The following is a 24,434-nucleotide window of genomic DNA, read 5'->3' on the forward strand; positions in this document are numbered from 1 at the left end:
GGTCCCTTAGTTCGATCATGGGTGCCGATGAACCGCGACTCCAGGGTCCAATGGCCTGTTGGGGATGGGCCAGAGGTCTTCTTCGGCTGTCGGCCAGGAGGTGGGACCATCGGCGCCGCACCCAGGGACCAATGGCCCGTCTCGGCAGTACTCACCGCCGATAGCATTAACAGGCAAGACAACGGCTCGACCGTTCGGAGGAGTCTCGACATGTGGAATGCATCCGCGCCGATAGTGGTGGGCGTTGACGGGTCGGATGCCGCGATAAAAGCGGCCCTGTGGGCGATCGACGAAGCGATCAGTCGCGATGTGCCTCTCCGGATCGTCCACGTCATCCATATCGCAGAGGAGACTGTCTCTGCCGGCGACGACTTCCGTCTCGAGCTCCAGTACGCCGAGGCATCGCTGCGCGCTGCCTCCGCTGCTGTAGAAGCAACCGGCAAGGCCGTTAAGGTAGAAACCGAAATACTCTGGGGCCCTGTGAATCCATCGTTGATCGACGAATCTCGCAATGCCGCGATGCTATGTGTGGGATCGACCGGGATCGGAGCGGTCGCTCGGACACTATTCGGATCCACAGCAGCGACGCTCGCCGAAGACGCATATTGCCCCGTCGCGGTCATCCGAACAGGTGAGACGCCCCCCGACCCCAGCGACTGGATTGTCGTCGCGGTGGAAGATGCCGCTGGCAATGAGGCCGTCGGCGAGCTCGCAATGCAGGAAGCCCGGATTCGCCACGCACCGGTATTGGCTGTTGGCGTGCGGCGGAGGGGTGTCGGCAAGATCGCATGCGACGAACTCGACCGTCGAGTCGAAGATTGGCAGCAGAGTTATCCAGATGTCGACATATTCCGTGTCGCCGCCGACGTCGGAATCGACCGATTTGTGGCTGAGACCAAGGATGACAAGGCGCAGTTGGCCGTCATCGGCGGGGCAGAGGCCCGGCGAATTACCCAGATTGTCGGGCCGCACGGACACTCATTGGTGCCACACGGTGAGTGCTCAGTACTAGTCGCGCACTAGCAGTGCTGACCCCCTAGATCGTCAGCAATGAGTCATGAACGCCTAGAAGAGCTCTCGTACGCTGAGCTGCTCGACGGCGACTTGATCACAGTTCGCAGGCTCAAGCCCTCCGATGCCGACGGTCTCGTCCAGCTTTATGAAAGACTCAGTGACAACGAGCGCTACCTCCGCTTCTTCACATTGCACCCAGCGCATCTGCAGGCGCGAGCCCGGTCCCTCACGAAGCATTCCGAAGAGCAGTATGCACTCGGCGCATTCGCATTCGAGAAGCTGCTCGGTGTAGCCAATTACGTCGCGTGCCAGACACCCGGCGACGCCGAGGTGGCGATTGTCGTTGCCCACGACGAGCACCTGCGCGGGGTGGGTACCGCCTTGTTGCGCCGCCTCGGCGAAATTGCCAAGTCGAACGACATCCATCACCTCATCGCTGATGTGCTGACCCAGAACGTTTCCATGCTTCACGTGCTGTCCGACGCAGGTTGGCCCTGCGCCCGCCACCGGGATGGTTCGGTGTTACACCTCGAAATCGATCTGGACGAAGCCCACTGACTGGAATGCTGGCTAGCCAAAGGATGAATCGTCCAGCCGAGCAACCACTTCCGCCAACTCTCGGCGCGGCGTGGCGGGCAGCGGATCGCCGTTGACGGGAGCCCAGCCGACGCGCAAGAGCATTTGCGGATAACCATCGTTGTCGAGGACATCCGCCCTTACCGCTTCGCGGGTCTCGGCGATCTCCAACGGTTCGGTGATCGGGCAGCTCGCGAGTCCCAGCGCAGTTGCCGTCAGAAGCACCACGCTGGTGGCTTCACCGGCACGCAGCCTCGACAGGTCGTCATCGTCCGCTGTGCCCAGAGCGACGACAACAGCGTTGTCCTCGACTGCATCCAGATTCGGCGGTTGCGCGAGCACCGGCCCGGCGAACCATCGTCCAGGAATGACAGCCGCTGAGTCCGGCACCGGTGTGCTCCTGGCCGGAATTCCGGCCGCAGACGCATATCGTCCGCTCCATGCTGCCAACTCTGAGGAGTATGCGGCGTCAGTCGCATGACGGAAGGCGGCATCGGCGACGATCCGCTTCAGAGTTGTGATGTCGTCGACCCGGCGCATGGTCACGCCTGCACGTGCCGCGCGAGCGCCCATCAACGCAAGGTCGCCCTTCGCGACCGGCCATTGACTATAGAGGCGTCGATCAGTGCGACGACGCGGGATTGCCGCCGCCAGAGCAATGTCCAGATCGGCCGGTGCCTGACGACGAAGTTCGATCGACGCCAGGTGTTCTGCATCAGCGGGATTGGGAAACCGGTGGATTTTGGCTGCCCACCCCAACGCGGCCAGGGCGACCACACAGTGGTTCAACGCAGCACCACAACTGAGCAACAGGTCCCGCGAGTCCGGGTCCGTATTCGGCAGTTGTCGATCACGATCTGCGTAGAGATGCAGACTGTGCTCGCCCACCACCCAACGCCATGGCTGCGAGTTGTGCACCGACGGCGCCCGAACGGCCAGCAGCAGAGCTGATCTGACGGTTTCGCCGTCTGGAAAATGTGTGCTCATTCGTACCAACCTCGATAGGAGTAGTCCTTGCCTTCTTTTCAGAGTGCCGTTTCCCGATCAGAATTGAGAGGGTCTAAAGACCCGGACACGTATGACTTGCGGTGTCGAAACCAAGCCTTAGGACTGGCGTGCCACGATCACCGGGATGTGCGCCGCTTGTGCTAACGCCGAACTCACCGAACCCAGGAGAAGACCGGCGAATCCCCCGCGTCCATGACTCCCCACGACCAGCAACTGGGCCCGTTCCGATTCCGCGAGTAAGCGATGGGCGGGATTGTCTTGACCGACCACGCGTTGGACGGTGACATCTGGATAGCGCTCGCACCATCCGGCGAGCTGTTGGGCGAGTTCCTCTTCGGCCTGCGCCGCCACACCCTCCCGGGCCACAGCGGCCGGGAAATCGGCACTGTTCATCCACGTGTGTACTGCCACCAATTCGACTCCGCGCCGTGACGCCTCGTCGAACGCGATTGCCGTAGCTTGCTCAGACGCCGGCGACCCGTCGACGCCCACAACAACGGGCGCCATGACAAACGAATCCATGATCGGCTCCTCGTCGTGGATCACAGCCACGGGGCAGTGCGCATGGTGCGCCAGGCCCGAGCTGACTGAGCCCAGCAGAAGTCTCTTGATACCGCCGACACCACGGCATCCAACCACCACCATCTCCGCGTCCTTTGACATGTCCACGAGAGTCGGCACCGGGGCTCCGGATAGCACACGTCGCTCCGTGGCAAAACCCGGTGTGCCGGATGTCGCAGCCGCGACCACGCGCATAGCATCATCAACTATCTGATCGCCGCGTCGGTCGCGTTCGGTCCAAAAGTCCGCCGATATCGGCATGTCCACAAACGGTCCGACATCTGTTGCCGGGAGAATGTGGACGAGTGTCAACGGCACGTTGCGCAGTGCCGCGTCTCGTGCGGCCCATTCGGTTGCGAGGTCTGAGGCGGGCGAACCGTCGACACCGACGACGATGCCGTGGTATTTCTCCTCCGAAGGCCTTGTTGCAGAACTCATCTCATTCTCCTTCGTCCATAGTGAACCGGTTAATTGGGGTCGCCGATCGAACGCAAACCCGATCGGCGGTTCTGTTTCTCGAGTCCTTCGTCCGTCAACGTCATTGCGGGCGATCCTCAGTAAGCGGTCATATCGGATGAACGTCCGATTAGGTGCCCGCCCGCTCCCGGGCCCAACAAGCACCGGCTGCGATTGAGGGTCAGCGGAATCAGATGCGTGGTGACGGTCGCTTTCGCGGCTAGGTCCGCGTACACGTGCGCCACAACCTTCTCGATTTCGCTTCGAGGGCGGTCGGGGAAGCGGACGCACAGTGTCGACACCACACCGTCTAGCTCGTCGTGCACCATCGGCGCCGCGAAAGTGGTCATCCCCAGAGTCTGTGTCGGGAATGCAAGCGTGACTACGGACCAAAGTCCCGGAAATGGACGCCGAGCGTCCCTTCGTGTCCGTGGACTCGACGGCGCCTCGACGCACTGTCCTGCGCACCGGGAGTCGATCAGCCCGACGTGCCCCATTTGCGCAAAGGGCTCGCAGCGGCCAGTACTACACCGTCGGCGTAGAGCAGCACCGTCCAGATGAAACTCGCGGTGTACGGAGAGTCGAAGGTAATCATCCGCAAGTCCTCTTGGTGCCTGGATTGCGGCACAAAGTCCCCTCCCGGCCCTGCCGCCGAACGATAAACTCGAGTACCTCGGGAGCGGGGTTCCCCGACAGCATTGAGTCAGCGCCATCCCTGCCTGAAGCCTCGATGAGCAGACCGAACGTCGTGGACGGAACCCGTCGTGAACGGGCATCAGCCATGCGAGAAGGAGAATTCAATGATCGAGCTACTGCCGGACATGCCAGAGGGAGTCACGGGCATCCGCGTTTCCGGCCGGCTACAGGGTGACGACCTGCGTGAACTCAAGCCCGCTATGGATGAGCTTCTAAAAACCGGCGAGATCAGGATCGTCGAAGTGATCGCTTCCGACTACCAGGGCTTTGGACCCGGAGGGCTGGTCGAGGACCTGAAGATGGGCTTCGGCTCTCTGCTGCAACATCATTCGGCCTTCAGGCGAATCGCGGTTGTGTCTGACAAGGAGTGGGTCATCCACACCCTGCACGCGCTCGCATGGATGGTCCCTGGCGAGCTCGCGATATTTGGGCTCGACGACCTCGAGCGCGCGAAAGGGTGGGCCGCCGGCTGAGACAGTCTTCAGCAGAATGGCCGATGTGAGGACGAAGGTCACATGCGCTTGTGCCTTTGGGCTCCCCCGCGGTGCGGCCTTGTTTCCTACCGTTGTGGCATGACCTATGTGATCGGTTCGGCATGTGTCGACGTGATGGACAAGTCGTGTGTACTCGAGTGCCCGGCAGACTGCATTTACGAGGGCGCACGGACGCTCTACATCAACCCTGACGAGTGCGTCGACTGTGGCGCGTGCAAGCTGGTGTGCCGCATGGACGCGATTGAGTACGAGACCGATCTTTCCGACGAGGACCGATGGCATCTCGATGACAATGCCGCGTTTTTCCAGACCGTGCTGCCGGGGCGTGTCGCGCCTGTGGGTGCGCCAGGTGGAGCACAGCTGATCGGCCGCATAGGTGTCGATACGCCGTCAGTATCGGCAATGCCGGCGAATCCGAAGACCGGTCATTGAAATGAGCTGCATCGGACCAGAATTGGACGTAATCCGAGACGCCGTTCAGCTGGCGTGCCGGGCGCCGTCCATCCACAACAGCCAGCCTTGGCGATGGGTTGCGGAAGGACCGACGCTTCACCTGTTCGCCGACCTCACACGGGTGATGACTGCAGCCGACCCTGAAGGTCGCGAGATCTATCTAAGCTGCGGTGCCGTGCTGGATCACATGATCGTGGCGATGGCTTCCGCAGGTTGGGAAGCGTCCGTGCAGCGATTCCCCGACCCCCTCGATCCGCTCCACGTGGCGAAATTGGATCTCCGGCCAAGTCCGCGAAAACCAACGCAGGCCACCCAAGCACGTGCACAGGCGATCGGAAGACGCTTTACGGACCGGCGCGCATACAACTCTCCGCCCAACTGGCCCAGCTTCGAAGTGCTGCTGCGGCAGACTGTTATTCCCCATCACGTGATGTTCGACATCGTGCTCGACCACGCGCGGGCATCCTTGGCAGAAGCCTCTCGATTGACCGGAGCGATCCGGGCTAACGACCCCTCTTATGCTGCGGAGTTGAGTTGGTGGACCGCAGCCTTCGAGTCCGGTGGCGGCGTGCCGCACACGGTGCTGACGTCCTCCGCGGGGCAGGTCGATATCAGGCGGATCTTTCCGGGAACCGACCAGGAGCCGCAAGGAGCGGGGATCGACCACTCCAAGATTGTGGTTCTGTCCACCCATCACGAGGATGCCCGACTGGACGTGCTGCAGTGCGGAGAAGCGCTGTCCGCCGTCCTGCTCGACTGCACAGGTGCCGGATTGGCGACATGCACACTCACCCACATGACCGAACTCGCTCCAAGTCGCGAAAGAGTCCGAAGGCTGATCGGGCAGCGCGGCATGCCGCAATTGCTGATTAGGATCGGCCAGGCCATCGACGATGTAGTCCCCGACACTTCGTCGCGAAGGCCGCTGACCGACGTGTTGGAATTCCGCTAGGACGACCTAGCCGTAATCCACTGCAGTGCAACACATCGCGTCGATAGTGCTGTGTGGACGACGACAAAGGTCGGCCGAACATGAGTACATCGCCACCGCCGATGAGGGGCCATTGGCCCTACTGAAACGCCGCGGTGGGGCGCATTCTGACAAGAATCAAACTGTTGAGGAGCACACATCATGGCAAGTCACGCGGGAATTCAGTCCGACGTCGAAACAGCGACCGAATACTGCCGCACCTGCGGTCACGCGAAGGAAAGTCACAACCTGGATTTCCAAGGCGACCCCAAGAAGGCTCACGAACTCTACGGTCATGGCGAATATGTGTGCCAACACATGACCGGCCTCAATTCGGCCGTTCACTGCATCTGCGTCGGGTGGAACAGTTGGTCCTAACGAACCCTCGGCGAGTGGACCTCCTCGTCGGGTGTCGCCGCCAGGAGTAGGTGACACGCGAGGCGAATATCGGCGATTGCCTGTTTCGGATCCAGCTCACCACCGACCGTCCAGGTGAGCGCACCGAAGGTGACCTGTTCCACCAGCCGCGCGACCCGGATCTGTTCATCGTTTGGATTCTCAATGCCGGCAGTCGCCAGGATGACGTCGCGCATAGCGTGATATCCGGTGGGGTTGGACTGTGCCCGAACGGCCTGCGTCGAGGTGATCATCGCGTGGGCAAGGTGCTTGTGTCGCAACATGCCTTGGCATGCCTCTGCCATCAAGTCGGCGACTGCCTTGCTCGCGTCAGTTGGTCTATCCGCGGGCGGATCGAGCGACTCGACTTGCGCGGTGAGGACCGCCGCGAATACGTGGTGCTTCGACGGGTAGTACCGATACAAGGTGCGCAGTGCGACACCGGCTTCGGCGGCGATCGCTTGCGCCGAGATGCGATCGATCTCCTGTGCCTTGCCCAGGCGGACGGCGGCTTTCAGAATGGCCGCGCGGCGGGCCTCCTGCTCATCGGTCACCGGCTCCGCGGCAGGCCGGCGCTCAGCGATTCGCGGCATCGCACCAGTATCCCCTTTACGGCCTAGAGCCGACGGCAATGTACCGATGACTGGGACTGTCCATACATCGCGGCGGCAAGTGGTACAGGATCGAACGGTGAGCGATTTATCTCGTTATGGGCCGTGGGCTGTGATCGCGGGAGGGTCAGAGGGCGTCGGCTCGGAATTCGCCCGTCAGCTGGCCAGTGCAGGGCTGAATCTCGTACTGATCGCCAGGAAGTCGGCGCCTCTCGAAGAGACGGCTGACTCCTGCCGCGTCAGCGGCGTCGAGGTGCGGACTCTCGCACTGGATTTGGTGTCGCCCGACGCCGTCGATCAGATCGCGACCGCCACATCCGACATCGAGACCGGCTTGTTGATCTACAACGCGGGCGCCAATACCTGCAGCGAGCACTTCCTCGATGGTGAGCTGAGCGACTTCGGGCGGGTGATCGAGCTGAACATCGGCACGATGCTCGGTCTGGTGCAGCATTTCGGGCGGCCGATGCGCGAGCGCCGCCGCGGCGGCATCCTGATGGTCGGCTCGATGGCGGGCTACCTCGGCTCGATGCGCCACACCGTCTACGGCGGGGTGAAGGCGTTCGGACGTATCTTCGCCGAAGGTCTATGGCTCGAACTGCGCGAGTACAACGTCGATGTGCTCGAGCTGGTGCTCGGTGTCACTCGTACCCCCGCGATGGAGCGGGTCGGACTGAACTTCGACGTGCCAGGGATGCGTGTCGCCGAGCCGGCGGACGTCGCACGCGAAGGTCTCGAGCATCTCCCCCACGGTCCCGTCCGCATCGCGGGAGGCAACGACGACGACGTCACCCGTCGCAACGGTCTCGACCGCGCCAAGATCGTGCTCGGAACACACAAGTTCATGGAAAAACTGATGGGATCGCACTAGGGCGAAGCGCTGCACGTGTTCTCGCGGCGGCGGCAATCACCAACGGTTGGTACCGCGCGGCGAAAACGCGGTCCGGCACCACAATCCCGACGGCCGCGCGTCGATCGATCGGGGCCGCCACCGATACGAGCCCCGGCCCGTAATCGTCGTGTCTGCACGCCACGCCGGTGCGCCTGATGAGTTGTAGATCGTCGGCCGTCGCGGCGCTCAACTCTTCTGGGGGCAGCACGGCGAGTACCGCGAGCCCGAGCGCCGATTCGGCTGCGGGAGTGCTGGTTCCGACGCGGGTGGGCACCGCCGGACTACCGAGCTTGTCGATGTGCACGATGTCTTGTCCGCGTAATACTCCGAGATGGACCACGGCCGCGGTCCTGACCTGCAGGTCGTATAGCGCCGGCGCTGCGGCCTCGCGAAGCCTCAGATCGGCGGCATCGCCTGCACCCCACGACATCGCTCGCACGCCCAACCCGTACCCGCGGTCGTTGCGCTTCAGCCAGTTCAACCGGACGAGGTGATCGAGGATGCGGTGCGTGGTCGAACGCGGGAGAGCTGCGCGGGTTGCCACCTGGTCGAGGGTCAGGCCGACGGTCGCGTCTTCGAACGCATCGATGACCACCGTGAACCGGTCGACCGTCGTCATGGGCTATCTCGGGTCCGACGAGAATTCATTCTACCAAGCTAGCGGTCCCATTTATCGAGACGCAAGAGCCGCCGACGGTCCGCAGCCACTAGAACTGAACCGAGCAGAGAAGGAGTTCTTGTGACCGAAGAGCGACTCGCAGGTTTGGAGCGCCGACTTGCGGCGATAGACGACGAGCGCGCGATCGAACGACTGATCGCGTCGTACGGCCCCTTGGTGGATTGCGGCGAAGCCGATGCGGCAGCGCAATTGTGGGCGACCGATGGCAGCTACGACGTCGAGGGCTGGCCGATGCGCAGCCGCGCGGACGTGGCGGCGATGGTGCGGTCCGACGCGCACCAGGGCCTGATCAGCCGCGGCTGCTGCCACTTCCTCGGACCCGCGGTCGTGTCCGTGACCGGCGACGACGCTGTGGCGGTGTGCGAGTCGATCCTGCTGATCCACCGCGGCGAAGGTTTTTCCGTATCCCGCGCAGGTGCCAATCATTTTCGGTTGCGACGCATCGACGGTCGGTGGCAGATCGAGGCGCGGACAACCAGGACCCTCGACGGTAAGGCCGAGGCGCGGGACCTGCTCGCCAAAGGGGTGGCGGGCCGATGAGCGGACAACTGGCGGGCCGGGTGGCCCTGGTGACGGGGGCGGGCGCAGGGATCGGTGCAGGCGTCGCGCGGCGCTTCGCCGATGAGGGCGCGAAGATCGTCGTCGCCGAATTGGACTCCGCCGCAGGCGAAGCCGTCGCCGCCGCGGTCGGCGGGGTATTCGTCGGCACCGATGTGTCCGACCGAGCTCAGGTGGAGAACGCCATACAGACGGCCGTCTCGGAATACGGGTCGATTGACATCGTGGTGAACAACGCCTGGGGTGGTGGGTCGATCGGCCGGGTGGAGCGAAAGACCGACGAGCAGCTGGCCGCCGGCATCGCGGTCGGTTACTACGGTCCGTACTGGGCCATGCGCGCGGCGTTTGGACACATGAAGCAGAACGGCTGGGGCCGGATCGTCAACATGTGCAGCCTCAACGGCGTGAACGCTCACATGGGCTCGCTGGAATACAACGCGGCCAAGGAGGCGCTACGTGCGCTCACCCGCACCGCGGCGCGGGAGTGGGCGCCGACCGGCGTCACCGTCAATGCGATCTGTCCGGCTGCCAAGAGCCAGGCCTTCTTTCGTGCCATCGGCGAGTACCCGGAGCTGGAGGCGATGGCCGACGCGGCCAACCCGATGGGACGCATGGGCGATCCGTACGAAGACATCGCGCCGATCGCGGTGTTCCTGGCCAGCGATGCGAGCCGATATCTGACCGGCAACACTCTTTTCGCCGACGGCGGCAGCCATATCAATGGTGTCGCGTGGGCGCCGGACCTGGACAACGTGCCAGCGGCAGCCGAGTAGGCGGTCGGCCGGCTCAGACCAGCGAGGGAGTCCCCACGCCGACGGTGATCCGCGGGGACGCAGCAGGGTCGAGCCAGGCCAGCACTGACCGCATCTCGTCGCGGCCGATGGCCACACATCCCCATGTGGGACTGCCATCGGTCACATGGAGAAAAATCCCGGACACGCGTCCCGGGGTGCGCGCCGGGTTGACGACCATGTTGACCGCGTAGTCGTAGACGGGACCCGAGTCATACAAGTTCTCGGCGATGGACGAGGGACTGCCGGATCCGCGCACGTGCGTGTTGTACGTCGGCGATGCGGCATCCTCGTCCCACCAGTCCTGGTTGGTGGATTGGAAGTACGGCATCTTCGTTCCGGGATTCGGCTGACGACCGAAAGCCTGGTCGAATGTAAAAGTTCCGGCGGGGGTGCGGTGTACACCGTCGCCGGGGGCTCCGACGCCGAGCTCCCCCACTTTGGCGGGTATCGGACCCAACACCACCTTCCATGCTGCCCGATGCGCTGATAGGCGGTGAGCGTTCCCGACGTCGCGTCGGCAGTGGGCACGCCGACAACGATCCACTGGGAGGGCGAGTTGATGGGTAGGGCAGCCGGGCTCGCCGCCGCTGGTGCAGCCAGCGCCAGGCTCAACGATGCCACCACGATGAGCGCGCGGCAGACAGCCGCGCGCCATTCCGCCACAATCCGAATGCTCAGATCCTTTCCGTTTCAGGGCCTTACCCGTCGCATTCTCGCCGTGGAAGGTGTCACCGACGGCAAGCTCCGATAACGATTCGACGGCGAGCATGTGGGCGGAGTCATCCGCCAGCCCCTGATTTGCCACGGTGTAGGGTGCCTCCGATCGGCTTGTCCGGCTCGTCGACTCGATCGGAGGCAGCGGCGTGAATGCTGACAGTGGCGAACTGCTTCGTCGATACCTCACCTCGATCCCTGACACGGAACGTCTCCGTGACCTTCTTCATCCCGATGTGTCATTCACGCTGTACGCGCCATCCGGTAGGACGAATACGGGCCGCGATCGGATCCTGCGGGGCCTCGAACGCGAGTTCGTCGAGTTTTACAACCGAGATTCATTCTCTCTCAATGTTATTGACTCGTTCGGCTGCGGAGACAATGCGGCCGCACGCTTCGTCATCTCCGCTGAAACACAACGCGGGCCATACGAGAATCACTACGCCATCCTTGCGCGGTTTCGCGATGGCTTGTTGATCGAAGCCTGGGAGTACGTCGACTCAGCCAGTGCCAGGAATCAACTTGGCGCGCCAAAGCTCTCGTCCTGAACCGCTTCGATCCCGAATTCTCTTGCGACCGCAAGGAATCAGAGCCGTAACGCCTTTGCGTGGTCTTCAGTTGGCTCGCTGGCCCTTCCCTGCTGAATCGCGTATTTCCGCCAATTTTCGATGTGGGACGGCGTAGCGTCGCATCACTGGCCACCCAACAGAGAATTGTCAGCACATGAACACTTACCCGCACCGCAAACTTCTCAGCCACATGAGCATTCGTGCCGCGATCGGACTCGGGGCTATAGCACCGCTACTGCTCCTCGCAGCAGGAACCGCTTCAGCAGACCCGGTGGACGGCACCTACGACGTCGAAACCCCGCAAGGCCAACTCGGCGAGTGGACGATCACGTCGTGCGGGCCCGACTGCTCCGAGATAAGCCTTGGTGGCGGATTCAAGAAAGCGGATCCTGACATGTCTACCGGGGCCGTTGCCGACGGTGACATCCGAGTGACCGGCGGTCAAGGGAGCTTCACGGCCAATCCGACGAGTACGTGTCCCGACAAGGCTTCAATGCCCCAAGCACAGTCTTATACCGTCAATCTAGAAACAATGACTGGCACGGTCGCCGTTGTCCCATCGCGCTGCGCCGCGCACGGTGGCTCAGACGATCCGCCATTCACGCGGACCTTCACCATGACCAAGATCTGACGCTATCCGGCGGATACTTTCCGCGTTGAGCGCTTGGTGAGGCGGCGCCTGAGGACGGCACCGCAGCGCGGAGCTCGGAGTAAGCGGTTACCAGGGCATCGAGCGTGAAGCCCCTGTTGAGTCCGCTTGGGTTAGGGAGCACCCAGGCCACCGTTCCTGCAAAGCCGGGCGTGTAAAGACCCCAGGGGATCTCTGAATTGCCTGTCATGGCCGCCAACGCGCGCTTGCCGAGGAAGCCGATGGCTCGCGGGGCGTATTGACGCATCTTTGCTTCGAATCCTGCCCGGGCACTTCGGAACTCCGCGGTAGATACGTCGCCGGCTTGGCGGGTCGGCCGTTGGACCACCGCGCTGATGCCGCAGCCGTAGTCGAGTAGACGACGCTCGTCTTCTGGCGCCAGCCGCCTGTCGGTGAACCCTGCAAGATGCAACACCGACCAGAAGCGGTTGCTGCGGCTCGAGAAGTTGTGGCCGTCGCGCAACGCACTAGCTGCCGGGTTGATGCCACAAAAGACGACGTCGAGCCTGGCGGCGAGGATATCCGCTTGATACGGCGTCACCTGGATCTCCCTACAAGGCACTCTTGCGTGCCACGCACGATTATCGATGTCCGCGCCCGGCTCTAAGGAGGCGCATGCTCAATAGGCAGCGACTAATAGTCATTCAATTCTGCGGACCTTATCCCCCGCTTAGACCCCTTAAGCACACGAATCTGGCGACCATAACGTTGACATCGTGATTCAGATCATTGTCTAATAGTCAATCCGAATCATGCGCTGACAGCCAACTCGCTCAATGGTCTGCCAGCGCCGTGCGCGGTCTTGCGCCGCTTCAAGGAGCAGATCATGACCAAGGATGAACTGATCCTGATCAGCGTTGACGACCACATCGCCGAACCGGCCGACATGTTCGACGCGCACGTGCCCGCGGCGTTCAAGCAGTACGCACCACGGGTGGTGATGGAGCCAGACGGTACTCAGCAGTGGTACTACGGCGAACTTCGCGGGCGGAACATGGGCCTGAACGCCGTCGCCGGCAAACCCCGAGAGATGTACAACATCGACGCGTCAAGCTATGACGAGATGCGACCGGGTTGCTTCAACGTCGATGAGCGCGTGCGGGATATGAACGCCGGCGGTCAGTTGGCGGGTCTGAATTTTCCCAACTGGACAGGGTTCTCGGGTCAGGTTCTGAACCAAGGTCCCGACCGCGACGTCAACCTCGTGATGATCAAGGCCTACAACGACTGGCATATCGACGAGTGGTGCGGCGCCTACCCCGGACGATTTGTCCCGTGCGGAATCCTGCCCCTCTTCGACGTCAAAGAAGCGGCAAGGGAGATCAAACGGTTGGCGGACAAGGGTTGCCACGCGGTGACGTTCTCCGAGAATCCCGAAGCATTGAACATGCCGAGCATCCATACGAAGCACTGGTACCCGCTTTTCGAAGCCGCCTGCGAAAACAAGACCGTGCTGTGCACACACGTCGGTTCGTCCTCGCGGTCGCCGATGTTCTCCCTGGATGCACCACCGAGCGTGAACATGACGGGCTCATCGATGATGAGCATGTACACCCTGATCGAGCTGATCTGGGCGGAGTTCTACGAAGACTTCCCCGAATTGAAGTTCTCGTTGACCGAGGGCGACGTCGGCTGGATCCCGTATTTCCTCTGGCGCGCAGAACATGTACTCGACCGCCACTCCGGGTGGACCCTGGCCAAGTTCCCGAAGGGGTACGACGGCCCGACCGACGTATTCAAGAGGCACATGTACACATGCTTCATCAGCGACAAGGTGGGCGTCCAGAACATGCAGTGGTTCAACGAGGACATGCTGTGCTGGGAGTCGGACTTCCCCCACTCGGACAGCAACTGGCCGTTCGCGCCGGAGGACATCATCGAGACAATGGGCCACCTCGACGATGCGGTCATCGACAAGATCACCCACGAAAACGCCATGGCTGCATATTCGTTCGACCCCTTCAAGCACATCCCGAAGGAACATGCGCGAGCTGGCTATCTCAGGTCGCAGGCCACCGATGTCGACGTCGTCACCCACGTCGGTCGCGAAGCCAGCCAACGGGACCGCGATGCATGGGCCCGTATGACAGCCTTCGGCCAGGCCAGGATGGTGGAAGCCGCGGGAATCGCCGACCGCGCCACAACTCTGGGCAATTAGGCCTGGGCCCAGTGACACCAGACCAGTCGACACACCTGCCCTACGGCCGGCTGCAGGTGCTCGAGTTCTCTTCGGGGATAGCGGCCGCGTACTGCGGCAAAATGTTCGTTGACGCGGGAGCCGATGTCGTGAAAGTCGAACCCGCGGACGGCGATCCGATGCGGCGGTGGCGTGCGCAGCCGGAGGCCGGCGAGGGGGTGCTCTTCGGCTATCTCGCTGCGGGCAAGAGATCAGTGGTGGGCGATGCGACGTCGGCCGACGTGGCCACCCTCTGCGCCTCTGCCGACCTCGTGATCGCCGATCACGGCTGCGGGTGGTCACCGGCCGACATCTCTCGCGCAGTATCGCGGCCGTGCGTCGTCGTCACGATCACGCCCTTCGGCTCAGGCGGGCCCTACGTCGACAGCGGTTTGCAGGTCAACGAGTTTGTGCTGCAGGCGCTCTGCGGATCCATCGGCGGCAGGGGATGGCCCGGGTCGGAACCCTTACAGGCCGGCGGCCGGATCGGCGAATGGTTCGCAGGCACATTCGCCGCGGTCGCAGCGGCGGCGTCGGTTCGTCGTGCTCGCCGCACCGGAGCCGGCGAGTCCATCGACCTCTCCATCTATGAGGCCATGGTGATCGTCATGGGGTCATTGGGAGCGGTGTCGGCCAGCGTGCTCGGCGATGATCAGCACTTGGGCGCCCGCAGTGTCGAGCTGCCGTCTATCGTGCCGACCGCCGACGGGCTCGTGGGCTTCTGCACTATCACCGCGCAGCAGTTCCAGGACTTCCTCGTGCTCATCGAACGCCCAGACCTACTCGACGACGATGACCTCGCGTCGATGGCGGGCCGGGTGCGACGCCGCGATGAGTTCCTCACCATGGTCCACGAATGGGCAGCCACCAAGACCACCGACGAAATCATTGACCTGGCCACGGGATTCCGCATCCCTGTCGCACCTATCGCGACCCCGCGGACCATCACGTCAGTCGACCACTTCGTCGAACGCGGCGTCTTCTCGCATTCCCCGGAGGGCGCAGAGGCACCCCGGGTGCCGTATCGAAGCGCCGCGATAGCCGTCCGCGCCTCCGCCAAGGCACCGAGTCTGGGGGCTGACAACGGCCGCGTCACCTGGCGACCGAACAGCGACCGGTCGGCACCGGTCCCCGAGGAATCCGACGCCTTGCCGTTGAGTGGATTGCGCGTCGCTGATTTCACCGCGTTCTGGGCGGGACCCGCCGCGACTCAGGTGCTCGCGACACTGGGAGCAGATGTCATCAAGGTCGAAGGGGTTCGCCGTCCGGACGGAATGAGATTCGCCGGTGGCCGTGGACCCGACTGGGACCAATGGTGGGAGTGGGGACCCGTTTTCCTGTGCACCAATACCAACAAAAAGGGCATCAGCCTGGAATTGAGCACACAACAGGGTCGTCAGGCAGCGTTGGAGCTGATCGCACACTGCGATTTGGTGATCGAGAACTTCTCGCCGCGGGTGATGGCCAACTTCGATCTCGAGTGGAACGTCGTGCATGCCGCGAATCCGCGCGCGACGATGGTCCGGATGCCCGCATTCGGGCTCGACGGCCCGTGGCGTGATCGGGTCGGTTTTGCGCAGACCATGGAACAGGCCAGTGGCATGGCGTGGATGACCGGGCCCGCCGACGGACCACCGATCATTCCCCGGGGTGTGTGCGATCCGCTCGCCGGCCTTCACGCGGCGTTCGCCGCGATCGCCGCACTCGAAGTGCGGGACCGCACAGGCGTCGGTCTACACGTCGAGTCGACCATGGTCGAAGCCGCGTTGAACGTCGCCGCCGAGGCAGTGCTCGAATACTCGGTGAGTGGTATCGAGTTGCGTCGCAACGGCAATCGCGGGCCCGGCGCCAGCCCACAAGGGGTCTTCCCGAGCAAGGGTGAAGACGACTGGATCGCGCTTGCCGTGCTCAACGATGCCGGCTGGCAGGAGTTGGCCACATTGATCGGGCGGCCCGACCTCGCGGTCGACGCAACATTTCGTGGTGAATCGGGACGGCAAAGACGCGCAGACGAAATTGACAAGCTCGTCGGCGACTGGACAGCACTACGCAGCGCCGATGAGACGGTGGCGATGCTGCGTGCGCATGGCGTCGCTGCCGCCCGCGTGACACCTGCAGCTGAGGTGCTCGACGACGAACAGCTTGCCGCGCGGTCATTTTGGGAGCTCATCGACCATCGAGTCGTGGGCACATTCAAGACCACCGGACTGCCGTTCACGCTCGCAAGCCGCCCACGCCGGTGGATCACCATGCCGTCGCCTCTGTACGGCGAGCACACCGCCGAGGTGCTGACCGGCCTGCTAGCGAAAACGGCCGATGAGATCGCCGATCTAGAGGAGGCCGGGGCGATCAGCCAACGGCCTGCGGGACTATGACCGAAACATCGAGCGGTTCATCGCATTCGACCGTCGGCGGTCTGACTGCGCGAACCCTGAAAATGGAATCGTTCGAGGCCCGCTACGCCCGGTTGGTGACCACAGCCGAGCGACGCGGTGTCGATCCATCGGGACTGGTTCTGCCCGCCGAAGGAATGGTCATCGGCGCAGACGGCGTCCACATCCACTATCTCGAATGGCCCGGGAGGATGACGACTGACCTCGCGTTGATATTCCTGCACGGCGGCGGCCTTCACGCGCACACATTCGACATCGTCGGCAACCTGCTGCGCCACGATGCCCGCTGCATCGCCCTCGATCTGCGGGGTCACGGGGAAAGCCAGTGGTCGCCGAACAGGTACGGATCCGAAGAGACGGCGGACGACATCTCGTCGACCATCGACCAACTCGGTCTGGAACGCGTTGTCGTGGTTGGTCATTCGATGGGCGGCATGGGGGCCGTGGTGTGGGCCGCTCGCCGGCGGCCCGAACTCGCCGGCCTTGTCGTGGTCGACGTCGGTCCGGAGGTCGAGAATTCGGCGACAGCGTCTGTCCAGGACTTCATCACATCGCAGCCGTCCTTTGCCGATCTCGAAGAGGTCGAAGGTTTCGTCACCGGTGGACCACTCGCCGTCGACAACATGGCCGCGAACCTGCGATGGCGTGACGACGGGCGTCTCGGTTTCAAGCACGACGACTCGCAGTTCCACCCTGGCAACAGCCGACTTGTCCTCGGCGACGAGATGCGCCAGTTGGCACGATCCATCGCCTGCCCGACCACGATCCTGCGCGGAGCACGCAGTCGCGTGCTGTCCGACGAAGGCGCCGCCGAACTCACCGGACTGATCAGTGGCGCCACGTGGAACACGATTGACGAGGCCGGACATACGATTCAGTCGAGCAATCCGCGCGGATTGGCCTCGGCCGTCCGGCAATTCCTCACCGGACTACAGGATTGACCATGGCGATCACATTGTGCGTCCCTCCCCGCCCGGGCGAACTGTGCGCACCGATCCGATACCTGCTGAGAAAGGAATCGGTCGTGATCGAACTGACTTCGCGACACCGCGTCACCGAAGTTGACTGGGACTCTGGTGAACGCGCCGTCGCGGTCGTTGTCGAGATCACCGACCCAGCCACCTCGCGTCCGGTGGATGTCAGGTTCGACATCGTCCGAGCCGGTGATATAGCAGGCAACAGCGCCGTGTCGGCCCGCAGTCGGCGCATCGGGAGCGTGGATCGTGACGGCGACAAGGTCGACGTGTACGGCACCTACCTCGGTGTCGTGGCCGACGAGAACTGACCCCCTAACAGCATCGGAGCTCATGTGCCTGCACACGGTCGCAAGGCGGCTATCGCCGGCGTCTACAACACCAAGCAGGGCCGCCGCCTGGAGGGCGAAACAACGCGGCGCCTGACGGTGGAAGCCGTTCTCGGTGCGCTCGATGACGCCGGCATGGGCCTCGACGACGTCGACGGAATCACGTCGGAACAGACGGCGGCGCTGATCTACGACCTACGACTCGGCCCGGCCTGGCAGGGCTCGACCTTCGGTGTCGGGATGGTCACCGAGGCCGTCGCGGCGATTGAATACGGCCTGGCCGAAGTCGTGGTGCTGGTTGCCGCCCAGGCTCAGGAGTATCGCGACCACGTCGCGACAGCACCGTGGACGCGCCCGGAGAACGAGTTCGTCGCGCCGTGGGGGATGTTCACCGCCGCCGAGTTCGCGTTGATCGCGCGCAGGCACATGGAGGTGTACGGGACCACGCGCGAACAGCTTTCGATGGTCGCCGCCACGATCCGAAACAACGGCTCGAACAATCCTGAAGCGGTGTACGCCGGACGTGGCCCCTTCGCCCCGGAGGACATCACCGCGTCGCGGATGGTCGCTGATCCGTTCCATCTGCTGGATTGCGCGACGACATCCGAGGGCGGATGCGCGCTGGTGGTCGCCAATGTCGAACGAATCGATGCGTCGCGTCAACCGGTCTACGTACTGGGCAGCGGCGCGGATTTCTACGGACCGTCCTATCAGCATCCGCCCGCCTGGGACCTGATCGGCCGGCGTGGCACAGATCCGAACGGACAGGTGGGCAGGCACGCCGCAGATGTCGCTTTCGCCCATGCCGGACTCGACCGTGACGACGTCGACGTATTGGAGCTCTACGATCCGTTCTCGTTCGAGATCATCCGTCAGCTGGAGGCTTTCAGATTCTGCCCCGACGGGGAGGGTGGTCCGTTCGTCCAGGACGGGCACGTCGCGATCACCGGCAGCCATCCGATCACCACCGACGGCGGCACGATGTCCTTCAGTCACGCGGGAACCAATCCACAGATGATGCAGCGGGCCATTCGCGGTGTTCAGCAGATTCGAGGCACCGCCGGCGCCCTGCAGGTGCCCGACGCACGCGTTGCTCTGTGCAGTAACGGCGGCGCCGGCGCCCTATTCACCACCGTCCTACTGCTGGGAGACGAACCACGATGACAGACAACGGACTTCAGCTTGACGCCCAGCGTGCCGCGGTTCCCCACGCCACTCCCGGCCTGCTGACCGCCCCCTTTTGGATGGGCTGCGCCGAACACCGCTTGCTCTTTCAGCGGTGCGGAACGTGTTCGGCCGCCGGGTTTCCGCCGACCGAACAGTGCAGACAGTGCCTGTCAACCGAGCTGAGCTGGGAAGCCAGCGCCGGGCGAGGAGTCGTGTACAGCTGGACGGTGGTGCATCGCGCGGCAACTCCCGTGTTCCAAACGCCTTACGCACCAGCAATTGTCACTTTGGACGAGGGCTACCAGATGTTGACGAACATCATCGACGCCGACATCGAGGAGGTGCGCGTCGGAATGGTGGTTCAGGTCGACTTCCGCGAAGTGGTCGACGACCTCTGGCTCCCCTATTTTCAGCCCGTCAGATGAGCCCCCGAGCAGACAGCGGCCTGCCGACGACCGCATATCTGGTGCTGGGCATCCTGACGACCAACGACGAGCAGTTGACCGCGGGAGAGATCAAGACCCGCGCCGAATTCTCCGTCGGCCATTTCTACTGGTCGCCCTCGGTCAGCCACGTGCGGCGTGAACTGATTCGCCTCTTGGAGCGAAACATGGTCGCCGACAGTGAGGTTCGCAATGGCAAGCGAACGACCACGCTGTACCACGCGACCGAGGTCGGTCTCCAGGCATTGCGCCGCTGGGTCGAGGTGCTCCCGGTCACCGACCAGGTTGTCATCAAACATCCGGTCATCTTGAGGACGTGGCTTGCGCAGGACAGCGGCATCGAGCGGGTTCTTGAATCGCTCGATCATCACCTCACCGCGACCCGGAAGCGGCTCGACGAAGCACTCTGGAGCCGTCAGCGCACGCGGGAGGTCGGGATCAGCAATGATCCCAAACTGCGTGCCTCGATGGCGGTGCTGAATTACTCGATTCGCGGACTCTATGGTGAAATCTCCAACATCCAACAGCTGCGTGACGAGATTTCCGCAGGCACGCCTGAAGATCCGGTTCGGCGCGTGCACCGGACCAAGGGACGCCTGCGGCCGTCTCACGACTAGAGATACATCATCGTCGGCGCAGCATTCAGAAGACCGCGAGTTCTCGAAGGGTGTCGACATATCGGTGGAGGTCGGCGGCGAACAGCGCCGGCTGTTCGAAGGCGGCGAAATGTCCGCCTCGGTCCTGGACCGAATGGTGAACGAGGTTGTAGCGCTGCTCGGCCCACACCCTCGGGGTTTGGAGAAGTTCGTACGGGTACACGGCCCAGCCCGTCGGGACGTCGACCCGACCCGTCCACGAGCTGAGTGCCGAGTTGCCCGCCCGCGTCGCCTCGCAATACAGCCGGGCAGCCGAAGTCGCAGTGCCGGTGAGCCAGTACAGCATGAGGTTGTCGATGAGACGATCCGTGCGGATCGGCATGCCGTCACTGATGTCGCACCACGCGTGGAACTTCTCCAAGATCCAGCCGGCCAGCCCCAGTGGCGAGTCGTCGAGCCCGAAGCCCAGCGAGTGCGGCCTGGTTCCCTGAATCTCCATGTACGCGGTGCCGTCGGTGATGCGTTGGGCCGACGCGACGATGGCCGCGAGTTCGCTTTCGGTCACCCCGTTCATCGCCTCGGAAGGATCTCCGTCAAAGGGCGCGAACAACATGTTGGTGTGGATAGCGGCCACGTTCGGTGCGTAGTGCTCGCCCAGATGGCGGACAACGAGGGCACCCCAGTCGCCGCCTTGGGCGACGTATCGGTCGTAGCCCAGCTGCGCCATCACGTCGGCGACCGCAGCGGCAACCTTCGCGACGTCGACTCCCCGCTCGCTCGTCGGCCCCGAGAAGCCGTAGCCGGGCATGGATACGACAACGACGTGAAAGCGCTCGGTCAATGACGGCAACACATCAAGGAACTCGACGATGGAGCCCGGCCACCCGTGGACAAGAACCAACGGAATCGCATTGTCGTCCTCGGACCTGGTGTGCAGCAGGTGCACGCGTTGACCGGCCGCAGTGGTGACGAACGAGCCCCACCCATTCAGCTCAGCCTCGGTGGCCCGCCAGTCGTAACCGTCGCGCCAGCGGTCGACCACCGATCGAAGGAACGCCTGCTCGGTTCCGTAGTCCCACCCGCTGCCCGGCAGTTCGGCAGGCCGTCGCGCGGCGTCGAGCCGACGGCGCAGATCGTCCAGGTGAGCGTCTGGGACGGCGATCGGATACGGAGTGATCGATTGTGTCGTAGGCATCAGACGTCAGCGTATTGGTGGCACCGCCGAAAGCCGGCAACCAGTACCCTTATGATCGGCGCCGCCGCCTTGGCGATGTCCACGGCTTGCGGCCAATTCTGTTCCGGGATAGGCGTATCGGATACGTAGTTGGCCAGCGAGTTCCGAGCAGACCCGAAATGACCCGGTCCGGTGGGCCGGGACCGTCGTCGCGTTTTATGCGCGGCTGTAGATTGCCGCGTCGTCGATGTTCGCGCGGGAGCGGTCGGGTAGAGCAACCACGCAGACGACGGTGACGACCGCAGCAATGATGATGTACACGGCAATCGAGTACGCCGTACCGGTCTCGTGCAGCAGCCACGTCGCCAATAGCGGCGCCGGGCCTCCGGCGAAGACCGACGCCAACTGGTAGCCGATGCCTGCGCCGCCGTAGCGCAGGTGGGTCGGGAAGCTCTCGCCGATGAGCGCGGCCTGCGGCCCGTACTGCATGGCGTGCAACATCAAGGACACCACCACCGCGACGAAGATCAGGACGTGCCCGCCGCCCGACAGGATGGCGAAGTACGGGAACGCGAACAACCCGGTCAGGACAGCTCCAGTGAGGTACACCCGTTTGCGCCCGTACCGGTCGGACAGGTGCGAGAACAGTGGGATCGCAACGAGTTCCAGGGTTGCGCCCACCAGGACCGCGGTGAGCACAAACGTCTTGCTGTAGTGGTGCGTCGATACTACGTAAGTCAGCACAAAAGTCGTGTACAGGTAGAACGGCATCTGCTCGCTGAACCTTGCCCCTGCCGAGAGCAGGATCTCGCGCCAATGCTGCCGGATCGCGTCCAGCACCGGGGTCTTCGCGGTTTTCCCTTCCGCGAGCACCCTGGCGAACATCGGCGTCTCGAGGATCTTCAGCCGGATGACCAAGCCGACGCCCACCAGGATCAGGCTGGCCAGGAACGGCACCCGCCAACCCCACGAGTTGAACGCCTCGGGCGACAATGTTGCCGAGAGGAGCGTCATGCCGCCGGTGCCGAGCACCAACCCGACCGGAACACCGATCTGCGCGGCACTGCCGAGCAACCCACGTTTGTCCTGATCACCCCACTCCATCGCGAGCAGGACCGACCCGCTCCACTCACCGCCGATCGCAATGCCCTGCACCAGCCGCAGAATCACCAGGATCAATGGCGCCGCGAGCCCGATCGACGCGGTCCCGGGCAGTATGCCGACGGCCGCGGAGGCGATGCCCATCACCAGCAGCGTGATGATCAGGGTTGTCTTGCGCCCGATCCGGTCGCCCCAGTGCCCGAAGATTGCGGCCCCGACCGGGCGCGCCGCGAACCCGACGGCATACGTCGCGAAGGCCTGCATCGCGCCCGCGTACTCGCTGGACTCGGGGAAAAAGACGTGAGGAAAAATCAGCGCGGCCGCAGTGTTGTAGAGGAAGAAGTCGTACCACTCGATCGTGGTGCCGATCGCGCTTCCAAACGCGGCACGCCGTACTTGTGTCCGCTGCGATACCGGGTCCGGTTCGATGTTGTCGGTCGTGATCGACGAATCGGACATGGCGACACCCTCCGGCTAGGGCAATGCGATCCCGAACGGGTTCCCGCAACCGGTACGAAACAAACTGCCAGGCGATAGCGAGAAAGAAAGGCAGGCATGGGATTGAATACTCCCTGACCTGCCTGTTCCGGGTGGAGCTGCTGGGAATCGAAACCCGAGCCTCTACGAGGCGTTACGCCGATCCAACAGCAGTTTCGCCACATACCGATACGGCTCAGACCGATTCGCTAGTTGCGGTTTTGATTTCAGGTCTTGACGGCGTCAAGACCGTTGATGCACTGCCCCCAGCTGACTACCTCAGGGCTCTTGCGGGTTCGCCGCTTCAGCGCGTGAGCTCGACAATCTCACCCCTGATCGCCCAGCACTCATCGACCGGTTCAGCCCCGATCAACTCTCCGGCAACACACTTGTGGTCGGCGGGGTCCCATTTGACGCCGTTGCGGTAAGGAGACACGAGTCGCGGCACGGCACCGCCACACAAAGCGGTGTGCAGCGGGCCATGGTCATACGCCGGACAGTCGCAACAGTCATGACGCTGGTGGCCTTCTCGAGCTGATCACGGGGCCACCAGCCCGCCCAGGTTCGCGCTCTCCCTCAGACCATCGCGTGTCAGGGTGTGCGGGTCGGATGTGTCGGCGAGTTCTCCGAGTGGTTGCGCTTAGCGGAACGGCTTCCCGTCATCGGCGGACTACCAGCACTGAGCGGTTGGCGTCGCCGAGAACAGGATGGTAGTTCGGCCAGACGAGTCGGGCGACGTGTTCGGCGTCAGCGCTGCCAACGACCGCCAACTGGATTGAGTCCCCGTGACCGTCGTCGCGCCGGGTCCCTCCCCGCCGCGCGGCGACGGTTCGTACATGAACGTCCGGATAGCGTCGTATCCAGCTGTCCAGTCGCATGTCGATCAAGAGCACCGGCGCCCTCCGCAGCCGGCCTTCCTCCATCGCGCGGTGCACGACAACGTCGTTGTCCGGCTCGTCGTTTTGCACCGCAGCGATCCAACCGGTGTCTGTCGAGGACGCCCCGCCGGATCGGATGATTGCGACGGGGCAATGCGCGTGCTTGGCGAGGGCGGCCGCGGTCGAACCTAGCGGCATGTGTGCGCACGGTCCCTTACCCTCTGTTCCGACGCACACCAGTGCCGCCGTGCGGGATTCATCGATGAGGGCACAATCAGGACGCCCGCGCACGATGGCGGTTTCGATGTGGACCTGCCTTCCCATATCGTGAATAGTCATTTCTACGCGGTATAGAGCCGAATCGATGAGTTCGGCATCGCGCGTAACGGGGTCAACACTCGGGCGACACGCGCGTTTCGCGGCGCTGACATGTACGAGGCGTAGCGGCACGCCAAGGCTGGCGGCCTCGGCTACCGCCCAGGTCGCGGCGTCAAGTGCGGCTTGGGAGCCGTCGATGCCAACGACCACCGACCGGCCCTGCTGCGTCATCGCAAACGAGTTGCGATCATCGTCGCCGCGAGTGTCGCAGGTCGCCATAGAGTCTCCCTTCCCGTCCGGACTGCTTCCCGGCCGACT

The 24,434-nt window shown here is 63.4% G+C and carries 28 protein-coding genes; 18 read left to right on the forward strand and 10 right to left on the reverse strand.

The window, feature by feature from the left end:
- Positions 1-237: 237 nt before the first annotated feature.
- Together AB4Z42_RS08475 and AB4Z42_RS08480 are read left to right on the forward strand one after the other, a co-directional pair.
- Positions 238-1,023, forward strand: a complete 786-nt coding sequence (locus AB4Z42_RS08475; RefSeq protein WP_442008671.1) for a universal stress protein — start codon at positions 238-240, stop codon at positions 1,021-1,023.
- A gap of 27 nt (positions 1,024-1,050) precedes the next feature.
- The gene (locus AB4Z42_RS08480; RefSeq protein WP_442008672.1) at positions 1,051-1,572 is read left to right on the forward strand and encodes a GNAT family N-acetyltransferase; all 522 of its coding nucleotides are present in this window, start codon (positions 1,051-1,053) and stop codon (positions 1,570-1,572) included.
- A 12-nt stretch (positions 1,573-1,584) separates the two neighbouring features.
- Here the strand turns inward: AB4Z42_RS08480 and AB4Z42_RS08485 are convergent, their stop codons facing one another.
- The 3 genes from AB4Z42_RS08485 to AB4Z42_RS08495 all read right to left on the reverse strand — a co-directional run bounded on the left by AB4Z42_RS08485 (position 1,585) and on the right by AB4Z42_RS08495 (position 3,965).
- A complete protein-coding gene (locus tag AB4Z42_RS08485) occupies positions 1,585-2,577 on the reverse strand; it encodes an Acg family FMN-binding oxidoreductase (RefSeq protein ID WP_442008673.1) in 993 nt (330 codons plus the stop codon).
- Between the two features lie 117 nt (positions 2,578-2,694).
- The gene (locus AB4Z42_RS08490; protein ID WP_442008674.1) at positions 2,695-3,597 is read right to left on the reverse strand and encodes a universal stress protein; all 903 of its coding nucleotides are present in this window, start codon (positions 3,595-3,597) and stop codon (positions 2,695-2,697) included.
- Positions 3,598-3,713: 116 nt separating this feature from the next.
- Positions 3,714-3,965, reverse strand: coding sequence for a three-helix bundle dimerization domain-containing protein (locus AB4Z42_RS08495; RefSeq protein WP_442008675.1), 252 nt, complete (start codon positions 3,963-3,965; stop codon positions 3,714-3,716).
- Between the two features lie 450 nt (positions 3,966-4,415).
- Between AB4Z42_RS08495 and AB4Z42_RS08500 the strand changes: the two genes are divergently transcribed.
- From AB4Z42_RS08500 to AB4Z42_RS08510, 3 genes are all read left to right on the forward strand, one after another.
- The gene (locus tag AB4Z42_RS08500; RefSeq protein ID WP_442008676.1) at positions 4,416-4,784 is read left to right on the forward strand and encodes an STAS/SEC14 domain-containing protein; all 369 of its coding nucleotides are present in this window, start codon (positions 4,416-4,418) and stop codon (positions 4,782-4,784) included.
- A gap of 99 nt (positions 4,785-4,883) precedes the next feature.
- The gene (gene fdxA, locus AB4Z42_RS08505; protein ID WP_442008677.1) at positions 4,884-5,237 is read left to right on the forward strand and encodes a ferredoxin; all 354 of its coding nucleotides are present in this window, start codon (positions 4,884-4,886) and stop codon (positions 5,235-5,237) included.
- Position 5,238: 1 nt separating this feature from the next.
- A complete protein-coding gene (locus AB4Z42_RS08510; RefSeq protein WP_442008891.1) occupies positions 5,239-6,210 on the forward strand; it encodes an Acg family FMN-binding oxidoreductase in 972 nt (323 codons plus the stop codon).
- 392 nt (positions 6,211-6,602) lie between these two features.
- On the opposite strand, the gene AB4Z42_RS08515 is transcribed toward AB4Z42_RS08510, so the two are convergent.
- A complete protein-coding gene (locus tag AB4Z42_RS08515; RefSeq protein ID WP_442008678.1) occupies positions 6,603-7,217 on the reverse strand; it encodes a TetR family transcriptional regulator in 615 nt (204 codons plus the stop codon).
- Between the two features lie 97 nt (positions 7,218-7,314).
- On the opposite strand from AB4Z42_RS08515, the gene AB4Z42_RS08520 reads away from it, so the two are divergent.
- On the forward strand, positions 7,315-8,106 hold the full coding sequence (locus AB4Z42_RS08520; RefSeq protein WP_442008679.1) for an SDR family NAD(P)-dependent oxidoreductase: 792 nt from the start codon (positions 7,315-7,317) through the stop codon (positions 8,104-8,106).
- Here the strand turns inward: AB4Z42_RS08520 and AB4Z42_RS08525 are convergent.
- The gene (locus AB4Z42_RS08525) at positions 8,078-8,746 is read right to left on the reverse strand and encodes an IclR family transcriptional regulator (protein WP_442008680.1); all 669 of its coding nucleotides are present in this window, start codon (positions 8,744-8,746) and stop codon (positions 8,078-8,080) included. The two genes, AB4Z42_RS08520 and AB4Z42_RS08525, sit on opposite strands and share 29 nt — an antisense overlap.
- Before the next feature lie 120 nt (positions 8,747-8,866).
- Here AB4Z42_RS08525 and AB4Z42_RS08530 point away from each other — a divergent pair, with 120 nt between their 5' ends.
- Both AB4Z42_RS08530 and AB4Z42_RS08535 read left to right on the forward strand, forming a co-directional pair.
- The gene (locus AB4Z42_RS08530) at positions 8,867-9,346 is read left to right on the forward strand and encodes a nuclear transport factor 2 family protein (protein WP_442008681.1); all 480 of its coding nucleotides are present in this window, start codon (positions 8,867-8,869) and stop codon (positions 9,344-9,346) included.
- Entirely contained in the window at positions 9,343-10,137 is a 795-nt protein-coding gene (locus AB4Z42_RS08535) for an SDR family NAD(P)-dependent oxidoreductase (protein ID WP_442008682.1), read from the forward strand. Before AB4Z42_RS08530 ends, AB4Z42_RS08535 begins: the two co-directional genes overlap by 4 nt.
- 13 nt (positions 10,138-10,150) lie before the next feature.
- On the opposite strand, the gene AB4Z42_RS08540 is transcribed toward AB4Z42_RS08535, so the two are convergent.
- Positions 10,151-10,618, reverse strand: a complete 468-nt coding sequence (locus AB4Z42_RS08540) for a L,D-transpeptidase family protein (RefSeq protein ID WP_442008683.1) — start codon at positions 10,616-10,618, stop codon at positions 10,151-10,153.
- 33 nt (positions 10,619-10,651) lie between these two features.
- On the opposite strand from AB4Z42_RS08540, the gene AB4Z42_RS08545 reads away from it, so the two are divergent.
- The 3 genes from AB4Z42_RS08545 (at position 10,652) to AB4Z42_RS08555 (ending at position 12,072) form a co-directional block, all read left to right on the forward strand.
- Positions 10,652-10,909, forward strand: coding sequence for a hypothetical protein (locus AB4Z42_RS08545; RefSeq protein ID WP_442008684.1), 258 nt, complete (start codon positions 10,652-10,654; stop codon positions 10,907-10,909).
- 112 nt (positions 10,910-11,021) lie between these two features.
- Positions 11,022-11,420 (forward strand): nuclear transport factor 2 family protein, encoded by a 399-nt coding sequence (locus tag AB4Z42_RS08550; RefSeq protein ID WP_442008685.1) that lies wholly within the window; start codon positions 11,022-11,024, stop codon positions 11,418-11,420.
- 175 nt (positions 11,421-11,595) lie between these two features.
- The gene (locus tag AB4Z42_RS08555; RefSeq protein ID WP_442008686.1) at positions 11,596-12,072 is read left to right on the forward strand and encodes a hypothetical protein; all 477 of its coding nucleotides are present in this window, start codon (positions 11,596-11,598) and stop codon (positions 12,070-12,072) included.
- Here AB4Z42_RS08555 and mug read toward each other — a convergent pair.
- Positions 12,053-12,631 carry a G/U mismatch-specific DNA glycosylase gene (mug, locus tag AB4Z42_RS08560; RefSeq protein WP_442008687.1) on the reverse strand — a complete coding sequence of 193 codons (579 nt, stop codon included), beginning with the start codon at positions 12,629-12,631 and terminating at the stop codon, positions 12,053-12,055. The genes AB4Z42_RS08555 and mug overlap by 20 nt on opposite strands.
- A 285-nt stretch (positions 12,632-12,916) precedes the next feature.
- Here mug and AB4Z42_RS08565 point away from each other — a divergent pair, with 285 nt between their 5' ends.
- Genes AB4Z42_RS08565 through AB4Z42_RS08595 form a run of 7 tightly spaced genes read left to right on the forward strand, consistent with a single transcriptional unit; the run spans position 12,917 to position 20,189 of the window.
- Positions 12,917-14,248, forward strand: a complete 1,332-nt coding sequence (locus tag AB4Z42_RS08565; protein ID WP_442008688.1) for an amidohydrolase family protein — start codon at positions 12,917-12,919, stop codon at positions 14,246-14,248.
- Between the two features lie 11 nt (positions 14,249-14,259).
- Positions 14,260-16,641 carry a CoA transferase gene (locus tag AB4Z42_RS08570; RefSeq protein ID WP_442008689.1) on the forward strand — a complete coding sequence of 794 codons (2,382 nt, stop codon included), beginning with the start codon at positions 14,260-14,262 and terminating at the stop codon, positions 16,639-16,641.
- Complete coding sequence (locus AB4Z42_RS08575) at positions 16,638-17,600, forward strand: alpha/beta fold hydrolase (RefSeq protein ID WP_442008690.1); 963 nt, start codon at positions 16,638-16,640, stop codon at positions 17,598-17,600. Before AB4Z42_RS08570 ends, AB4Z42_RS08575 begins: the two co-directional genes overlap by 4 nt.
- A 2-nt stretch (positions 17,601-17,602) precedes the next feature.
- A complete protein-coding gene (locus AB4Z42_RS08580) occupies positions 17,603-17,944 on the forward strand; it encodes a hypothetical protein (RefSeq protein ID WP_442008691.1) in 342 nt (113 codons plus the stop codon).
- A 24-nt stretch (positions 17,945-17,968) separates the two neighbouring features.
- On the forward strand, positions 17,969-19,126 hold the full coding sequence (locus tag AB4Z42_RS08585) for a thiolase family protein (protein ID WP_442008692.1): 1,158 nt from the start codon (positions 17,969-17,971) through the stop codon (positions 19,124-19,126).
- Positions 19,123-19,554 (forward strand): Zn-ribbon domain-containing OB-fold protein, encoded by a 432-nt coding sequence (locus tag AB4Z42_RS08590; protein ID WP_442008693.1) that lies wholly within the window; start codon positions 19,123-19,125, stop codon positions 19,552-19,554. Before AB4Z42_RS08585 ends, AB4Z42_RS08590 begins: the two co-directional genes overlap by 4 nt.
- Positions 19,551-20,189 (forward strand): MarR family transcriptional regulator, encoded by a 639-nt coding sequence (locus AB4Z42_RS08595; protein ID WP_442008694.1) that lies wholly within the window; start codon positions 19,551-19,553, stop codon positions 20,187-20,189. Before AB4Z42_RS08590 ends, AB4Z42_RS08595 begins: the two co-directional genes overlap by 4 nt.
- Positions 20,190-20,214: 25 nt before the next feature.
- On the opposite strand, the gene AB4Z42_RS08600 is transcribed toward AB4Z42_RS08595, so the two are convergent.
- The 3 genes from AB4Z42_RS08600 to AB4Z42_RS08610 form a co-directional block, all read right to left on the reverse strand.
- On the reverse strand, positions 20,215-21,363 hold the full coding sequence (locus AB4Z42_RS08600) for an epoxide hydrolase family protein (RefSeq protein ID WP_442008695.1): 1,149 nt from the start codon (positions 21,361-21,363) through the stop codon (positions 20,215-20,217).
- Between the two features lie 195 nt (positions 21,364-21,558).
- Positions 21,559-22,902: an MFS transporter gene (locus tag AB4Z42_RS08605; RefSeq protein WP_442008696.1), complete on the reverse strand. Its 1,344-nt coding sequence runs from the start codon at positions 22,900-22,902 to the stop codon at positions 21,559-21,561.
- 677 nt (positions 22,903-23,579) lie between these two features.
- Positions 23,580-24,395 (reverse strand): universal stress protein, encoded by an 816-nt coding sequence (locus AB4Z42_RS08610; RefSeq protein WP_442008697.1) that lies wholly within the window; start codon positions 24,393-24,395, stop codon positions 23,580-23,582.
- Positions 24,396-24,434: the final 39 nt, after the last annotated feature.

The sequence above is a fragment of the Mycobacterium sp. 2YAF39 genome (assembly GCF_052114565.1).
Classification (GTDB): Bacteria; Actinomycetota; Actinomycetes; order Mycobacteriales; family Mycobacteriaceae; genus Mycobacterium.

Excerpts from the sequence above, each read along its gene's own strand:
- AB4Z42_RS08500 (WP_442008676.1), top strand. The coding sequence starts at position 4,416 with ATGATCGAGCTACTGCCGGACATGCCAGAGGGAGTCACGGGCATCCGC.
- fdxA (WP_442008677.1), top strand. The coding sequence starts at position 4,884 with ATGACCTATGTGATCGGTTCGGCATGTGTCGACGTGATGGACAAGTCG.
- AB4Z42_RS08610 (WP_442008697.1), bottom strand. The coding sequence starts at position 24,395 with ATGGCGACCTGCGACACTCGCGGCGACGATGATCGCAACTCGTTTGCG.
- AB4Z42_RS08600 (WP_442008695.1), bottom strand. The coding sequence starts at position 21,363 with ATGCCTACGACACAATCGATCACTCCGTATCCGATCGCCGTCCCAGAC.
- AB4Z42_RS08535 (WP_442008682.1), top strand. The coding sequence starts at position 9,343 with ATGAGCGGACAACTGGCGGGCCGGGTGGCCCTGGTGACGGGGGCGGGC.
- AB4Z42_RS08590 (WP_442008693.1), top strand. The coding sequence starts at position 19,123 with ATGACAGACAACGGACTTCAGCTTGACGCCCAGCGTGCCGCGGTTCCC.
- AB4Z42_RS08485 (WP_442008673.1), bottom strand. The coding sequence starts at position 2,577 with ATGAGCACACATTTTCCAGACGGCGAAACCGTCAGATCAGCTCTGCTG.
- AB4Z42_RS08515 (WP_442008678.1), bottom strand. The coding sequence starts at position 7,217 with ATGCCGCGAATCGCTGAGCGCCGGCCTGCCGCGGAGCCGGTGACCGAT.
- AB4Z42_RS08525 (WP_442008680.1), bottom strand. The coding sequence starts at position 8,746 with ATGACGACGGTCGACCGGTTCACGGTGGTCATCGATGCGTTCGAAGAC.
- AB4Z42_RS08490 (WP_442008674.1), bottom strand. The coding sequence starts at position 3,597 with ATGAGTTCTGCAACAAGGCCTTCGGAGGAGAAATACCACGGCATCGTC.
- AB4Z42_RS08510 (WP_442008891.1), top strand. The coding sequence starts at position 5,239 with ATGAGCTGCATCGGACCAGAATTGGACGTAATCCGAGACGCCGTTCAG.
- AB4Z42_RS08495 (WP_442008675.1), bottom strand. The coding sequence starts at position 3,965 with ATGACCACTTTCGCGGCGCCGATGGTGCACGACGAGCTAGACGGTGTG.
- AB4Z42_RS08595 (WP_442008694.1), top strand. The coding sequence starts at position 19,551 with ATGAGCCCCCGAGCAGACAGCGGCCTGCCGACGACCGCATATCTGGTG.
- AB4Z42_RS08575 (WP_442008690.1), top strand. The coding sequence starts at position 16,638 with ATGACCGAAACATCGAGCGGTTCATCGCATTCGACCGTCGGCGGTCTG.
- AB4Z42_RS08605 (WP_442008696.1), bottom strand. The coding sequence starts at position 22,902 with ATGTCCGATTCGTCGATCACGACCGACAACATCGAACCGGACCCGGTA.
- AB4Z42_RS08580 (WP_442008691.1), top strand. The coding sequence starts at position 17,603 with ATGGCGATCACATTGTGCGTCCCTCCCCGCCCGGGCGAACTGTGCGCA.
- AB4Z42_RS08480 (WP_442008672.1), top strand. The coding sequence starts at position 1,051 with ATGAGTCATGAACGCCTAGAAGAGCTCTCGTACGCTGAGCTGCTCGAC.
- AB4Z42_RS08555 (WP_442008686.1), top strand. The coding sequence starts at position 11,596 with ATGAACACTTACCCGCACCGCAAACTTCTCAGCCACATGAGCATTCGT.
- AB4Z42_RS08565 (WP_442008688.1), top strand. The coding sequence starts at position 12,917 with ATGACCAAGGATGAACTGATCCTGATCAGCGTTGACGACCACATCGCC.